At 42.8% G+C, this 15,494-nt stretch carries 13 protein-coding genes and 1 pseudogene; 6 read left to right on the top strand and 8 right to left on the bottom strand.

All coding sequences use genetic code 11. The features are described from left to right. Positions 1 to 261: 261 nt before the first annotated feature. The gene (locus RAM70_RS06480; RefSeq protein ID WP_312672888.1) at positions 262 to 648 is read right to left on the bottom strand and encodes a hypothetical protein; all 387 of its coding nucleotides are present in this window, start codon (positions 646 to 648) and stop codon (positions 262 to 264) included. A 254-nt stretch (positions 649 to 902) separates the two neighbouring features. On the opposite strand from RAM70_RS06480, the gene RAM70_RS06475 reads away from it, so the two are divergent. Further along, positions 903 to 1,043 (top strand): hypothetical protein, encoded by a 141-nt coding sequence (locus RAM70_RS06475; protein WP_312672886.1) that lies wholly within the window; start codon positions 903 to 905, stop codon positions 1,041 to 1,043. Between the two features lie 298 nt (positions 1,044 to 1,341). On the opposite strand, the gene RAM70_RS06470 is transcribed toward RAM70_RS06475, so the two are convergent. Next, positions 1,342 to 2,358 carry a PstS family phosphate ABC transporter substrate-binding protein gene (locus RAM70_RS06470; RefSeq protein WP_045359643.1) on the bottom strand — a complete coding sequence of 339 codons (1,017 nt, stop codon included), beginning with the start codon at positions 2,356 to 2,358 and terminating at the stop codon, positions 1,342 to 1,344. Positions 2,359 to 2,780: 422 nt separating this feature from the next. On the opposite strand from RAM70_RS06470, the gene pstS reads away from it, so the two are divergent. The 4 genes from pstS to pstB all read left to right on the top strand — a co-directional run bounded on the left by pstS (position 2,781) and on the right by pstB (position 6,654). After that, the gene (gene pstS / locus RAM70_RS06465) at positions 2,781 to 3,794 is read left to right on the top strand and encodes a phosphate ABC transporter substrate-binding protein PstS (RefSeq protein WP_190380545.1); all 1,014 of its coding nucleotides are present in this window, start codon (positions 2,781 to 2,783) and stop codon (positions 3,792 to 3,794) included. A 175-nt stretch (positions 3,795 to 3,969) separates the two neighbouring features. Next, positions 3,970 to 4,944 carry a phosphate ABC transporter permease subunit PstC gene (gene pstC / locus RAM70_RS06460; protein ID WP_045359640.1) on the top strand — a complete coding sequence of 325 codons (975 nt, stop codon included), beginning with the start codon at positions 3,970 to 3,972 and terminating at the stop codon, positions 4,942 to 4,944. Between the two features lie 4 nt (positions 4,945 to 4,948). Then, positions 4,949 to 5,833, top strand: coding sequence for a phosphate ABC transporter permease PstA (gene pstA, locus RAM70_RS06455; protein ID WP_045359638.1), 885 nt, complete (start codon positions 4,949 to 4,951; stop codon positions 5,831 to 5,833). 11 nt (positions 5,834 to 5,844) lie between these two features. Beyond that, positions 5,845 to 6,654: a phosphate ABC transporter ATP-binding protein PstB gene (pstB, locus tag RAM70_RS06450; RefSeq protein ID WP_045359637.1), complete on the top strand. Its 810-nt coding sequence runs from the start codon at positions 5,845 to 5,847 to the stop codon at positions 6,652 to 6,654. Positions 6,655 to 8,042: 1,388 nt separating this feature from the next. On the opposite strand, the pseudogene RAM70_RS06445 reads toward pstB, so the two are convergent. The 6 genes and pseudogenes from RAM70_RS06445 to ccmO form a co-directional block, all read right to left on the bottom strand. Further along, a pseudogene (locus tag RAM70_RS06445) lies at positions 8,043 to 9,155 on the bottom strand (ISL3 family transposase); the annotation flags it as partial. A 34-nt stretch (positions 9,156 to 9,189) separates the two neighbouring features. Then, positions 9,190 to 10,241 (bottom strand): ISKra4-like element ISMae18 family transposase gene (locus RAM70_RS06440; protein ID WP_288087067.1). Its coding sequence is split into 2 segments (ribosomal slippage): positions 9,190 to 10,085 and positions 10,085 to 10,241, totalling 1,053 coding nucleotides; the frame shifts between segments, so codons are not numbered across the junction. Between the two features lie 684 nt (positions 10,242 to 10,925). Next, positions 10,926 to 11,333, bottom strand: a complete 408-nt coding sequence (locus RAM70_RS06435) for a PIN domain-containing protein (protein ID WP_288001531.1) — start codon at positions 11,331 to 11,333, stop codon at positions 10,926 to 10,928. After that, positions 11,333 to 11,542, bottom strand: a complete 210-nt coding sequence (locus RAM70_RS06430; RefSeq protein ID WP_288001533.1) for a DUF2281 domain-containing protein — start codon at positions 11,540 to 11,542, stop codon at positions 11,333 to 11,335. Before RAM70_RS06430 ends, RAM70_RS06435 begins: the two co-directional genes overlap by 1 nt. A 513-nt stretch (positions 11,543 to 12,055) precedes the next feature. Beyond that, the gene (locus RAM70_RS06425; protein ID WP_288001535.1) at positions 12,056 to 12,967 is read right to left on the bottom strand and encodes an FkbM family methyltransferase; all 912 of its coding nucleotides are present in this window, start codon (positions 12,965 to 12,967) and stop codon (positions 12,056 to 12,058) included. Between the two features lie 272 nt (positions 12,968 to 13,239). Further along, positions 13,240 to 14,040 (bottom strand): beta-carboxysome assembly protein CcmO, encoded by an 801-nt coding sequence (gene ccmO, locus RAM70_RS06420; protein ID WP_002787918.1) that lies wholly within the window; start codon positions 14,038 to 14,040, stop codon positions 13,240 to 13,242. A gap of 213 nt (positions 14,041 to 14,253) precedes the next feature. Here ccmO and RAM70_RS06415 point away from each other — a divergent pair, with 213 nt between their 5' ends. After that, a complete protein-coding gene (locus tag RAM70_RS06415; RefSeq protein WP_012264393.1) occupies positions 14,254 to 15,333 on the top strand; it encodes a RuBisCO accumulation factor 1 in 1,080 nt (359 codons plus the stop codon). Positions 15,334 to 15,494 lie beyond the last annotated feature (161 nt).

Raw genomic sequence — 15,494 nt, 5'->3', positions numbered from 1 at the left:
TTAATAATTAATCGTTATTCATGATTCCGGGATAGATTAATTTTTTCCATCTGGAATGATTGAAAAACGATTAACTTAACTGATTGCAAAAACGTTGTCCAAGTCTAAGGAAATAGCGAGGGTAAGATAATCTAAGTTATGCCGGTAATTTCCCCCGTTGTTGACCTTCTTTTCTACTTTCTTTTATTGCTTCTTGATAGACTTTAGTTTGTTTGAGATGGCTAAGACTAAATATGGCTTACAAAAATAAGCTTACTAATGTTAAGCACCCCCACAGTAATGCCAAGAATTCATCGCTTTAAAATACTGTTGAGTTCTATAGTTTAACACACTATAAATTTTACCTCGTTCATCACCCGGTGGACAATCATCTGGCACTTTAGTTAAACATAGTTTTACTTTATCGCCGGGTAAAGCTGTTTTTAAAGCTGGAACTTCATCAAGTTTAACATAGAAAAACAGAACAACTCCGTTGGTTAGAACCACAACTGCTTCCGCATCAGGGTCGTCATCAAATCTGGTGGTTATTTCTTGGATAAAAGTGTTAGAACAATCATTAATACGAGTGGGAGGGGGTGCGGCAAGAACCCTGGCAGTAAGAAGTAAATATAATAAAGTAAATCTAATAGTTTGTTGAAGATTTTTCATGACAAAATTTTCTAGATAAAATTAAACTCAAACTCAAACTCAAACCTTTTCCGTTATTATGGGAATAGGGCTAATTTTGCAATCGCTTATGTTCTTCTTATGGCAAGAATTTTGACCTTGAGTTACTAACAGTTTCTCGACCGTGAGACATAATAATCCTCATGTTCCGTGATTGATCTCCCATAATTAAAACAGTCCCTTAACGACTACTATTGGCAAGAGACAGATAAAAAGCTCTAAAGGGATTGTAACCGATGACGGATGAAAGATTAGAACGGATCGAGAGCATATTACAGGCTACCGTTGTCCTCACGCAACAGAATCGAGAAGATATAGCACAACTAACCGGTGAGGTTAGGACAATAGCAGAGAGTTTTGAACGAACCAACGAGTGATTAAACCAATTTATCACTCAAGCTGAGAGCGATCAACAGTTTTTCCGCAACGAAGTCACCGGTATCCGTACAGAAGTTAAGCGAATTGTAGAGCATCTTTTCGGACAATCCCCAGATCAGGAGTAAAGATTAGCCAAATCACTGGCAAAAAGCTTGATCAACCCTAATCAATTCTTTATACAACGCCGATAAATGCCTCTTCTCAAGAAAAAGGAAGCAAACCCAAGAATTTTAGCTTTATTCCCGCAGCATAAATAAAAGTTGATAGGGTGAGTTAATCTCACCCTATTTTAAGTTTCTAAAACTTGGCTTTCTGGCGTAGTAATTCGGCTAAAGTCACATCGAATTTTGAGTGTCCCCCGAAAACTGTTCCCGCTTCCCCGTTAAAGAAAGTGACCTTGGCTAAATGATAATGCTCACCGCTCAGGGGAATATAACCGACCTCTTGAACGATATTTTGAGCTTGACTGAGATAATACTCGACAAAACGCTGTAAATCCTTATTAGACTGGGCTTTTTGGGCGTTAACGTAGATAAACAAAGGACGGGCTAAGGGTTGATAGGTGGATTGTAGCACCGTTTCCCGGGAGGGCAAAACAGCCCCTTTACCACTGTCTATTGCTAAGGCTTTTAAGTTCGCCGCTTGTTTTTCGTAGTAAGCTAGACCAAAATATCCTAGGGCGTTGGCATCTTGACTAACTCCTTGAATTAAGGTGTCATCATCTTCACTGGCAACGTAATCGCTGCGGCTAACATCTTCTTTTCCTACCACCGCTTCCGTAAAATAATCGAAAGTTCCCGAATCTTTGCCCGCACCAAAGAGATTGAGAGGTTTATCCGGCAATCCCGATCGCACCTGACTCCACTTGGTAATTTTACCCTGGGCCGCAGGTTCCCAGATTTTTTTTAATTCCTCTAAAGTGATGCTATCAATCCAAGTGTTTTCTTTATTGACTGCGATGGTAAGCGCGTCAAAGGCGATCGGCAATTCGATAAATCTAATGTTATTCCGATTACAGGCTTCGATCTCATCGGTGCGAATCGGTCGCGAAGCATTGCTAATATCGGTTTTTCCAGCGCAAAACTGCCGAAAACCGCCAGTCGTCCCCGAAAAATTGACGCTTATATCCGCAGAAGGCTGTTTTTGTTTTTTGTATTCATCGGCGACAGCTTTGGTGATCGGGTAAACGGTGCTAGACCCATCAATAATAATTGATTTATTTGATTGGGAGTCAACGGGAGCGCAAGCAACTAAAACACCAGCACTAACAAAAATAAGAGCCTTTTTGAGCAATTTATCGAGATTTATCAGCATTTATCCATCCCCTTGCTTTTCTGGGAGTCAGAAAAATCTATCTCCATCATTTCAAAAAAAATTGATTTAACACGAAACTCACCCCAAAAAGATAACAAACTTAACAGTAGCGAAAAGCAGCGGTGGCCCTGTTTGAATTCACACACCTAGATAAAAAGCTTTGTCCGGGCAATTTCTCCTCAACAGATGGTTTAAATTAAGATTTCATCCTTGAATAGATACAATGGATTTTTGTCTTGATCGATCTAAATTATTGCCAAAAGCTGTGAATTTTTAAATTAAACTTAACCGAAATTTTACCCAATCTTAACCAAAAAAATCCCCAATATTTCTAGATTTAAAAGTAATATTTGTGCCTTAAACTATATCTTGAAGAAAGTTCAACTTTCCCAATTGTGCAGGATTCTTCAACCGGAAAATTTATGATATTCTCAACTGCTACCCTAACTCGTGTGTGTGCTGTCTCCTTCGCCACGGCAGCGGCCTTAGCAGGGACGATGGGAGAAACCCTCGCCCAAACCCTGAACGGTGCAGGAGCCTCCTTTCCCGCGCCCCTATACCAGCGTTATTTTGCCGACTATAAAAACGCCACCGGTGTCACCGTTAACTATAATTCCGTCGGTAGCGGTGCTGGTGTCCGGCAATTTATCGCCGGAACCGTCGATTTTGGGGCTTCCGATGCCGCTCCTTCCTCCTCGGAAAAAAGCCAGATGAAAAACGGTTTACTGCTAGTTCCCACCGCCGGAGGAGCCGTCGCTGTGGTTTATAATCTGCCGGGGGTAAATAACCTGCAAATTTCCAGGGCTAACCTCGGTAAAATCTTCAGTGGCGAGATCACTAACTGGAGACAGGTGGATCCGAAACTGCCCAACCAACCCATTAAAGTGGTGGTTAGGGCTGATGGTAGCGGTACTACGGAGATTTTTACCTCTCACCTGAGTGCTATTAGTCCTTCCTTCAAAAGTAAAGTGGGAACCAGCAAAGAACCTAACTGGGGTTTTACCGTTCTCAAAGGACCGAAAAATGATGGTGTGGCGGCCCTGGTTAAACAAACAGAAGGCTCGATCGGTTACGTTCAAGATACCTTTGCCCGCAAAAATGAAGGGGCAACCATGAGAACCGCCAGAATTCAAAATAAAGCCGGTCAATTTGTCGAACCCAGTCTCGCCCAAGCTAACAAGGCGATGGAAGGGATCAAATTTAACGCCGATTTTACCGCTAATATGGACGATCCGAGCAGTGGTTATCCGATCGTCGGGATTACTTGGTTATTAGTACCGAGAGACTACGCGGATAACAAAAAAGCGGCAGAAATTAAAAGACTGTTAACTTGGATTCTCACCACTGGTCAAGGTATTAACAATCAATTGGAATTTACCCGGATTCCCCAATCGGTGACTCAAAAAGTTTTAGCCGAAGTTAACAAAATTAAATAAATACTTTTGTATTAGTTTGAACTTGATTGTCACCGCTTTCCAGTAAGATGGAAAAAAGTTACCGGTTAACCCCATAACTAATAACTGCAAGTATTTCTTTTCTCTGGGCTGAACATTGTTCAGCCCCTACAGTTGCGTTTTCAACAACTGATAAGTGGTAATCGCTCTCTACCTTATGGCTAATTTTTCTGAACCCGTTGAGTCTTTTGATCTCTCGGCGGCCAATCTTAACGAAAGCCCCGGCACTGCGGGTTTATTCAATCGCATTTTTACGATCCTAGTCTGGATTTGTGCCGCCTCTGGTTTAATTTTTCTGCTGTGGATGGCCCGGATTGTTTTTCAGGATGCGCGGCCGGCGATCAATGAATTCGGTTGGGGATTTCTCTGGGGAACCACTTGGGATGTGAACGTCCTCAAATTTGGTGGTTTACCCTTTATTTTCGGTTCGATCGTTTCCTCGATTCTGGCTCTTTTATTAGCTATTCCCCTCAGTGTTGCCGTTGCTTTAACCACTAGCGAGAATTATTTGCCGGCAAGTGTCCGTTATCCCATCGGTTTTCTAGTGGAATTAATTGCCTCGATTCCCAGTGTAATTATTGGTTTATGGGGGATTTTCGTACTAATTCCCGTGCTTAAACCCCTGCAAGAATGGTTATTTCAAAATTTTGCTTGGTTCCCTTTGTTTAATACCCAACCTTTGGGACCAAGTATGCTGATTGCCGGTGTGATCCTAGCGATCATGATCGTGCCGACTATTTCCGCTATCAGTCGCGATGTCTTGCTTACCGTCCCCCCCGAATTACGCAGCGCCTCCATGGCCCTAGGGGCGACTCGTTGGGAAACCATCTGGCGCGTGTTGTTGCCGGCGGCCAGTTCCGGTATTATCGGGGCGATTATCCTCGGTTTAGGTCGCGCTTTAGGGGAAACTATGGCGGTGGCCATGGTAATCGGTAACTCCTCGATTATTAGTCCCTCCCTCTTGGCCCCCGGTTATACTATTCCTGCTGTACTAGCCAATACTTTCCCAGAAGCTTTTGAAAAAATTCACATCGGAGCCTTGATGTATCTAGCTTTGATTCTATTTGTTATTACCTTAGCTGTCAATAGTGTAGCGGCTTTGTTAGTACAATTTATCAACCGCAATCGTTAATTTTATGAGCCAAGGAGCTTTTCCCGAAGAAGATTTACAGCAACCCCTGTCACCGTGGCGACATTTTTTTACCAACGGTCTCACGGGTTTAGCGATCGCTCTTAGTGCCATCGCCATTCTGCCTTTATTCGCTATCCTCTTTCAAATTGTCAAAGAAGGTTTACCCGGATTCAATTGGCAAGTTTTCACCTCTTTACCCGCCCCAGTTGGCTCTGATCCCAGTGTTCCCAACGGTTTTGCCAATGCGATCGTGGGGACTTTAACCATGGTCGGTTTAGCGTCCTTAGGCAGCATACCTCTGGGGATTCTCACCGGGGTTTTCCTCTCGGAATTCGCTCGGGGTTCCAAAATTGGCGGTATTCTGCGCTTTGCGATCGTGGTGTTGAGTAGTACCCCTTCCGTTATCGTCGGGGTGTTTTCTTTCGGGGTTTTGGTCTTAACTACCAAACAATTTTCCGCCGTAGCCGGGGCCTTTGCTTTGGGGGTGATTATGTTGCCGATCATCGCTTTAACCACGGAAGAGGCCCTGAAACTAATACCCATGTCCTACCGTCTCGGTTCCTCCGCTTTGGGGGGTTCCCGTTTCGATACGGTATTTCGCATTGTCCTGCCAGCAGCGATCGCACCGATTATGACCGGGATATTATTAGCGGTGGCCCGGGCTGCTGGAGAAACCGCCCCCTTAATGTTTACAGCTTTATTTAGTCAATTTTGGCAAGAAAGTCTTTGGTCGCCCACACCGGCTTTAACGGTGTTGATTTATAACTACGCTAGTTCCCCCTTTCCTGAACAAAATTCCCTGGCTTGGACAGCTTCTTTAGTCCTAATTATCTTAGTTTTAATTACTAGCCTTCTTTCCCGTTTTGTCACTCGTAAACGCTCAAATTAAGTATTTTTCTTATGATCGATTCCTCTCTCATGAACACTCCTACTTCTCTAGCTAATTCGGCGATCGAAGTCGAAAATCTTAGCTTTTTCTACGGTAGCAAAAAAGCCCTGGAAGGGGTTTCTTTACAAATACCTCAAAGGCAAGTAACCGCCATGATCGGCCCCTCTGGTTGTGGTAAATCCACTCTCTTAAAAGCCCTCAATCGTATCGGGGAATTAGAGGGGCAAGTGACAGTTAAGGGGAAAGTTAGGTTTTTTGGCCAAGATATCTACGCCCCCAAAGTTAACCTTCATACCTTACGGCGACAGGTGGGCATGGTGTTTCAGCGCCCTAACCCTTTTCCCGCTAGTATTTACGATAATATTGCCTATGGTATTAGAATTTATCGTTCCGCTAGTCGCAGTGAATTAGATGGGATTGTGGAATTAGCTTTAAAAGGGGCCGCTCTTTGGAATGAAGTTAAAGATCTGTTGAATAAATCCGCTTTAGGATTATCGGGAGGACAACAACAAAGATTGTGTATTGCTCGCGCTTTGGCGGTAAAACCAAAAGTATTATTAATGGATGAACCTTGTTCGGCTTTAGACCCCCTTTCTACCCTCAAAGTCGAGGAATTAATCCATGAATTGAAGCAACAATACACGATCGTCATTGTCACCCATAATATGCAACAGGCCTCTAGGGTATCCGATCGCACGGCCTTTTTTAATGCCGATGAAACCCGCGTCGGTCGTTTGGTGGAATTTGACACCACCCAGAAAATTTTCACCGATGCAGTTAATCAACAAACTCGCGATTATGTAGCCGGTAGATTCGGTTAATTTGTCTTGTCAGAATTCAGGAGATAGCTATCAGTGATCAGTGATCAGTTAAGCTAAGACGTATTTAAACTGCTTATTCTTGGATTAGCCGAATCTCCTCCACCCCCCCTTGCCCCCCCGACCCCCCCGATGTCGGGGGGGCAGGGGGGGTGGGGTGTGGGGTTTTACCCATTTTCAGGTGGTCAATTACCTAATTTTCAGGGAAAAAATCCCTAAATTTTCCCCCCAATCACTCCAATGGTAGGCACTTTTTCAGGGAAAAAAAGTCTAAAAGCCTTATCCAACAAGGTTTTTAGATTTATTCAGCCAACCCTAATTCTTTCATCTGTGGGGGTGAAAATTTTTTCATCGGGACTGACTCCTAGCCCCACCAACAAACTTTTTCAGCAAACCCTAGGGGGGAAAGGGGAATAGGATGTCTGCCACTAATAAAGAAAAATGGTATTAGACTCACAGTTTCAATAGACCTCCTGCAAAAGTAAGTTATCGAGGCGCTATCGGGTCAAAATATCTAAAAGCTCCGATAAATTGGACATAATCTCAGGTTTTATGGATAGGATAGTTGTCTCTTGTCTTTTTTCTCCTCGGAGTCTCCTGTCTCCGTTCGGACCTCGGCGTGAGCTTTTGTCGAACGCAAAAGCTCACGGCCGAAGCCTGTCTCCTGTCTCCTTACCTAAGGTCAGATTTTTGATTTTTGCAGGAGAGCTAATCAATGTGCATGGTGCGTTCCCCAAAATCGATCGCTGGAGCAGTAGGAGACACATTAGGGAACGCACCCTACAAGATTGCGATCGCACTGGATTGACACAGCTAAAATAGTGCATTAGCTTTTTGACTTAAATCCTTGCTAGACTTAGATTATAGCAGTTTTACCAAGCAACATTGTAGTCGTGTCAGTCCACTACGGCGATGGCGATCGCACTCGATAAAAAATCCGGCTCTTCGTGTTTATGTGTGTTAAGATTTGTCAAGAGTTAAGGCAAGCCAATAGCTTAAGCCGAAAGTTATCAAAATTGGCAAATCCATAGCCTATCTTTTAATTAACTTGATTTTTGTATTTATCCCCTCAATCATTCCATATAAGGCGCAACAACAAGACCTCGTTTAGTGTCCCAAAGTATAAATCTTAGTTCTCTGTTCTCAGCCACTTTGGAGTAAAGCCAATAAGCAGTACACAAACGACCACTTGCACCACACACAACTTCAGGTATATTTGGTCTCACTCCAAATTTCTGAGGGACAGGTAACCACCCTTTGCGAATTAGTTCTTGTCTGTAAACAGAGTAAAGAGGCATAGAATCTGTAGGTGTCTCAATTGTTTGAGCAAGTACTTCAAGTGATTTTGTAATGCAAAGAATATTCGGCTCTTCGTTACTCTTTATGCTAAATCAACAGACAAGATGCCAAGACAACATACTTCTAACCCAAAAATTTCGAAAGTTTCTAAAGCCATAGCCTCTTCGTTTTATTAGTTTAAGTTTATTGTTGATTCCCTCGACTAATCCATTCGTTGTCCTTCGCTCGAAATAACTAATGATTTCTCCAAACCAGTTTCGGATTGTTTGACAACTCTTGGTAAAAACACTGGAGGATTTTGCCAACCATTCCGAGATGGATAGCATTCCCTCTGTCGGATTCTTTGAGGTTTCGTAAATCCTTCTGAATTCTTCCTTTAATTCGTGCATCTCTTTCAAATTTAGCCAAGTTTTTTTGATAGCTTCTAGTTTGATTTTTTGGGGTTCCGTTAAATCTTCTTCATTTTTTAACAGGCTATATTTACTTCGCTTTAAAACTTCTAGCTTCGCTTCTTTTTCCGCTTTCTGTTTTTTCTTTTTCCGCGCTTCTACGGCTCTTTTTTCCGCTCTTCTCTGTTCGTCTAACTCTTGATTAATTTGTTTCATTACATGGAATCTATCAGCGACTACCTCGGCCGACGGCATCAATTCTTTTACCAGATTTTTATAGGACAACCAAAGGTCTATGCTCACTTCTTCAATTTGCTCTAACACCTCTTTTCCCCAGCCCGTAAGGGTTTTCTTAAACTCTTCTTGTGTTCGCTTCTCCAGAATAGCTATTAGTTTTCCCGTATCTAAATTTACTAAAACTGCACAGTAATTTTTTTGTCCCTTCACTAGAGCGATTTCATCAATTCCTAGTCTTTTTAATTCCGATAAATCTGGCTCGGTAATTTCTTCAGCGATGTCCTCTAGCATTCTTTGAATCTCTTCTTCCGTTACGTCATTTCTTCGGCTAACATTTAAAATATCTCCTTCTTTTAATTGTTCAAGTATATTCTCGGCTAGTCTTTTCGTATAGGTTCGTTTACTGGCGACAAAATCTAACTCTTCGCTAAAGGGCTTCTGACAATTATCGCACTTAAATTGACGACGATTAACTTGTAGGTACACTGGTTGGCCTGAGAGCGGTAAATCTTTGACTAAATGTCGATGATTTTGGTGTAGTTTATCGCTCTCTAACCCACAACGAGGACAGATTGCTTTGGGAGCATCCCAGTTTTGCAATGAGTAAAAATACTCAGGCAATATCGCCGTTGAGATAAGCACAACGTAGCTTCAAATACTGAGGAACATTCTCTGCTTTCCATTGTGCTCCCACAATTTTCATTCTTGCACCTATTTGCTTAATCTTTGACTCTACACTTCCAGAACCGATGCAAATCCCTTGGGATTGATAGAGTTCGTAATTGGGTATTCTTTCTCGATGTTTATCGACATATTTGGTGAAATTTATAGCCTGTTTCTTTTTGCATCCCTCTAATTCCTCTAAAACTCTTTTCACCTCTCCTTTCCATAAATTCTCTTTGATTCTATTCAGACGCTTGTTTGACCCGCCTATTTTATTCATATTCTCTACTAAATGATACCAATCCAATATTTCTCTCCTTTTAACACCGATTTTCTCCATCAGATTCCACACCCCATCATGACCATCTCCTAAACAGGTGACTACCTCTGTTAAGGGCTGACGGTTCACCCATTCCAGTAATTCTTCATTTTGCTGAAAAAATCCCGCACATTCTTGACCATGCAGACTTACTGCTTTGTAATCTCGACCTTGACTCGGTTGTCCTTTGGGCGTTCTGATTCTGACTTTTCCGACCTCTACACTCAATGCTTCTACCGGACTCTTTGCTTCTGCTTCCTCAAATTTATATCTTTGTACAAGCCTCTGTTGACTACTGCCTGAAACTGCCATTCCTGTCGCCATTTTGAGATCTTTTTCCGCATCTTCAAAAGAGACTTTAGCCACTGCTCCTAAGCAACATTTCTCCAGCATGGGACTTAATCGATTATTCTTGCTTAATCCTAGTTTATCGGCTTGTTTCTCGCTTATCTTGACTTTCCCTATGATACTGCTTACGCTTTTGGTTCGCCCTGCTTGGGTTCCTGTTGCTGATTCAAAAAAAAATTGCCTATGGCAGGACCCAATGTAGTCAGCCAATGGTCTCGCAGGGCGGTTTCAATGCCCTCAAAGCTACGTAGTTGTTCTTCTGGGGTATTATCGACTAGAATTTGAGCAATGGCTTTTAAATGTTGATCTAGTTGTTCTTTTTGGTCTGTATTCATGATTCTACCGTTTAATTGTTTCTCTTTATTTTGCCTTAGCTAACGTTTTTAGTCTCTAAGCATTTATACTTATGGCAAAATTGGGATGCTCCCGATTGCTTTTTTCTTTTTCGATTCGATTCGTCAAACTATACCGACATTTTCTAGGTGTCGATAGCCTTGAATAGAGGTTCCTTCTAGGTTCAAAAATTTGTCAAGTATCATAAGTAAAATACTCTGGTTTTTGGCTATTATATTAAATCTTAACTCAATTGTCTATCTTTTGGTATTAACCTGTTTGTGTCTAAAATTTCTCCCTGTATAGATTTCAGCTATTTTTGAGCGTAAGCACTATCATCGAATTTTATTTTAAGTTAATTATTTGCATAACAATTACCGAAGAGCCGAATATTCAAAAGTAAAATAATTAATACTTTATCTCTCATGATTAAAGCTTGAAAAGTAGGCAGGAGTAAGGTTTTATGAGAAATAGCACTAATCTTGAAAACCCCTATAACCCAGTATAGCGCCCTAAAGCAATCCCTCCAACCCCATCTAGGGGTGCTATCCAGTGCCTTCGGTATCGCACTTTAACCCACAGTTTCCATCAATGTGCATGGTGCGTTCCCCAAAAATCTATTGGTGGAGCAGTAGGACTTGCATCAGGGAACGCACCCTACGGCAATGACTGACGGGAGCCAGCAATTAATTTCTAATTTTAAGCACTTGCATAGGAGTCAAACGTCTTTGCTCTGTCCTGTCAAAATCTTGATCAAAACTCACAATAGTAGCTTTTTCAAGCTCGGCAGCAACATATTGGTAAGCATCATCAAAATCCAAGCGAAAGAGATCTATTATTTCTACGACTCTCTTCATTTGGTTAGCAGGAATACTGACCAGTACAACACCAGCATCAATCAAAACGTCATCCACAAATTTGATAAAAACGTCTCTTTGATTCAGCCGATTACAGATCACCCCGATAGAATGTAAAGTAAAATCAGTCATACACATATCAGAGGGCGAGAGCGTATCAAGTAGCTCCGCAACAACCTCCGCCTGTCCCTGTCCTAATAAGCGTTCTAGCCAAATATTCGTATCCAGAAGAAACACTAGCCATTTCTCCATTCAACTGCAAGATTCTGTAACTCAATTGATGTGTAATCGGTTTTAAGCATCCCTGCCCAGTCTTGACGGAGTTTACGTTTTATAGGTTGGTTAGATTTACTTAAAAGTGACTCTACAAACGTTTGTACTTCAACCTTTAACTGGGGCGATAATTGTCTCACCAGTTCTTCTAGTGATTTTGCTGATGTACTCATGTGTTTTACCAATTCAACTTTTTGTAGTAGTTGATAACTGCTCTTACCACCACTCTAGCATAGGATTTGATGAGAAATAGCACTAATCTTGAAAACCCATATAACCCAGTATAGTGCCCTAAAGCAAGCCCTCCAACCCCATCTAGGGGTGCTACCCAGTGCCTTCGGTATCGCACTTAAACCCACAGTTTCAATCAATGTGCATGGTGCGTTCCCCAAAATCTATTAGTGGAGCAGTAGGAGCCATATTAGGGAACGCACCCTAAGGCTACTAGAGCAGCAATTATTGTAGGTTGGGTTGACGCAAGGAAACCCAACAAAGAGTAACCTTTGGGGTGGTTGGGTTGCGCTTTTTCAAGCGAATTGAGCTATTTTCGACCCAGTATTGTTTCGCTCAACCTAACCTACGAGGCGATGCGATCTGCTACGCAGTGCCTTCGGCATCGCACTGTTGGTTTGAAACCTAACGACCGAGTTCAGGGGCGGAGCGTTAGCGGAGTACCCTGGAACCGGTTATTGGACGGCTTTCCGCGATATCTTGATAGGCTCCGGCTGATCCAATAAGTGATGTTTGGCAACGATCAGGCCATCAACCGAAAATGTTTCGTCCAGGTCGACCTCGGCCAATATCGAATACCCTAGGGAGAGCAACCTCTCAAGACAACGATTGTGGAGTGAGTTCGAGTGCGTGGATATAAAGACGAAATCCACCTTTCCCTCCGACAGCATTTCCCTCGCCCCATCGAGCATAGCTAGCTCATATCCTTGAATATCAGCATGGAGAATATTCAGATGCCCGATTCCATGTTCAGCGCAGAATGAATCAACCGATATAGTCTTGGGATTGTCTTGTGGGTTAGAATCGACTCGTGCTTGCGTGAAGTGTCCGCGTCTCTTATTGAGACGAAAATTTGTCTTGCCGCTAAGGAGATTTCTGATCTCCGGTTCAACCAGATAGCATTTGGCATTTGGGCGTTGTTGAAGAAGTGATAAAGAATAAAAGGCCCAGTAAGCTCCAAGTTCAAGCATGTTGCAGTCTTCTGGTAGCAGTTGAATGATCGCCTCAAACACCCGCTCTTCTTGAGGTTCGTGAACGCCCCTGTTTTCGATTAACATGTTGAGGACACCTGCTCCGTAATATCCAATTGCACTTACTCTTACACCGTTGTGCATTGTAATCGTATAACCATCTAGTTCGCCGGCGTTGTGACATCTCGGAATTTCGGCATTATCAGGAGACGAAACCACATCATCTATCCTTCGGCGCCAACCGGTACTGACATTTCCGACCTGGTTCTTTGCTGTTCTTGATGATGTCAGTAGCATCTTCCAGCGGACAGATTGAAGGATAGCAAGCATCTGAGGTGATAACAGTTGCTTCATTAGGGATTTTAATCGCATTGTGAGTGTGTTGATCGCCTTCATAATTCTCCTGAAGTTCTTTCGATGCGGATTGCCAAAAACCTTGTTTAACTAAATTCCTGACAATTTAGGCTAATTCTGGCGACGATTATTCGATCTGACCGCACCCCTTGACAAAAATTTATCATTATTCGATTCGTTTAATTGTCGAGGCCTTCTGTAAAGATTTTTTACTGGGAAATCCACACCCACCAACAAACTTTTTGCCGCAAACCCTAATTCAACCTTTTGCTCCTGTACTTTTAGCAGCACAGGAGCAAAGTTGAAAATAAAAATTAATAACTGTCCTCATCGATGATAACTTCCACGGGAATCACTTCTTCTAACACTTTTTCCTGCATTTCTTGGCGACGAATCGGTATTTTGGTTTTTTCCAATTCTGGTAAAGCGACCAATTCCCGTTGTTTTTCCCGGACAGTATTGGGTAACAACATCGGTAAAGGTTCGGGAGTTTCTAACCAGTAGCTGGCCACTGGTAGAGTATGTTCTAAATCTTCCAATAAACGGGGAATAATCATCACCGCGTGCAGTTCACCGATTTTCTCTGCTTCCCGCATTCCCGCATCAATGGCCACGGCCACATTAGCGACGGAACCCCGGATAATGGCCGTACACAAACCATCCCCAATCGTTTCGTAGGAAGCTAACTGTACATCGGCCGATTTTAACATCGCATCGGCTGCCCCCACCATAGCAGGAAAACCGCGGGTTTCCAAGAGACCGATCGACATATTGCTCAGTTTGCTGAAACCCCGTTGACTTTGGGCAATTTCGGCTAAACGGCTACCAATTGGGAAAATTACCTCTAAATTGGGCATCGGTCGGGGAATAACCGATTTAGATACCAATTGTCCGAACTGTGCGGCGGTTTTTGCCCCTTCTTCCACTGCTAACCGCACATCGGCAATATTACCACGCACGATCGCCGTACAGTGACCACCGCCAATTTTTTCGTAACCCACGAGGGTAACTTCTGCGGATTTTAGCATCATATCCGCCGTCCCGACGATCGCCGGAAAGCTGAGGGTAGAGACTAAACCCAAGGCGCTATCTTTGGGGTGACGCTTGGTTTTCATCGTCCTTTGACCGGGGTTAGTTGTGGACGAGGGGGGAATGCTTCCATTAACTCTTAATCTAGACATTGAAGATAAACTTGCCCTAACAGGTACGAAGGGGGTGATTGTCAGCTATCCTGTTACTATCTAGTCTATCCTGTTAACCTTAATTGCTATTGAAGATTTTTGAGGGATTAGATAAATTTTAGTTATTGTAGCTTGATCAAGTTGTCTATGACAGAACAGCCTCGCAGTACAGATGATCGAATCAGCGAAACGGAAGCGACCGAATTAATGCGCTCGCTGCTTCATAAGGAAGGAAATTGGGTGAATTGGGGGCAAAAATGTCAAAAACTGCAAAAAGCTGGCTACGATTCCCAGTTAATTTTTGAACAAACCGGGTTTCAAAATGCCCAACAAAATTTAATTATTGTCGCTGCCCAAGTTTTTGAGAGTTTAATCAAAGCGGGGGCAGCTGAAGATTTGTTAAGTTACTACATCGGGCCGCGCAGTGATGTGCTATACGAATTACGGATTCTCAACCAAGAACAAAGATTGGGGGCAGCGAAATTAGCGGCAGAAAAAAGGATTGAGGTGGCCGAAGCACACGATATCGCCAAAGCTATCCAGGATTTTTCCCGTTTATCCCAGATTCCCAGTGAATTTACCCGTCATCCTGGAGATGCGATCGCTTATCAGTGTTGGAAACGGGGCAAACAAAAGCGAGATTTAGCCGAAAGAGCGAAATTAATCGCTAAAGGTTTGAAATTTGCCCATTCTGACTCGGCCAGACAGGCGATCGAGTCCTTACTACAAGATTTTACCGTTACTCCCTCCCGTAGCGCACCGTTGCTACCCGTCCATCGTTTACAGGATGAGGACGAATTAGCCAGAATTATTCCTTTAGTAGGAAGATTTCCGGTGACGGTAACTGATATAAAACACACAGAAAGTCTGAGCGTCGAGGAACCTTTTCGACTGGTAACGGTGGGGGATAAACAAACAATCGTGCCTCTCCCCGGTTGGCAAGCAATTCTAAAGGCGATCGATCCTGTAGCGATTTTATGGCCTAGCGATCAATTACCTCGATCGATTGCCACTAGGTCTGAGGAAGTGTTATTAGTGATCGATCGAGTTTTGGCCGAATGGGACGTGAACAATTATTATCTAGTAGAGAGAGATAATTCCGTCTCTTTACAATGGTTTGATAGTCCCCCCGATGTCACCATCTTAGGTCAATTAGTCTTGATTTTAAGAGCCAAAAATATCCTCGATGAAAAAAACATCACCGAACCCTGGCAAATGGACGACTAAATCAGTTATCAGTTATCAGTAACCAGTGATCAGGTTTAAGTTTAAGCTATTAGTTATGAGTGGGAACAAGAAAATAGATAAACTGATCACTGAATCCAATAAAACTGGTCACTGCTAACTTGTAGCTGACAGCATAACTTAAGAAACTAAGGGACATTTTT

Source organism: Microcystis wesenbergii NRERC-220 (genome assembly GCF_032027425.1).
Taxonomy (GTDB): Bacteria; Cyanobacteriota; Cyanobacteriia; order Cyanobacteriales; family Microcystaceae; genus Microcystis; species Microcystis wesenbergii_A.
This window is presented reverse-complemented; position numbering and strand designations above follow the sequence as displayed.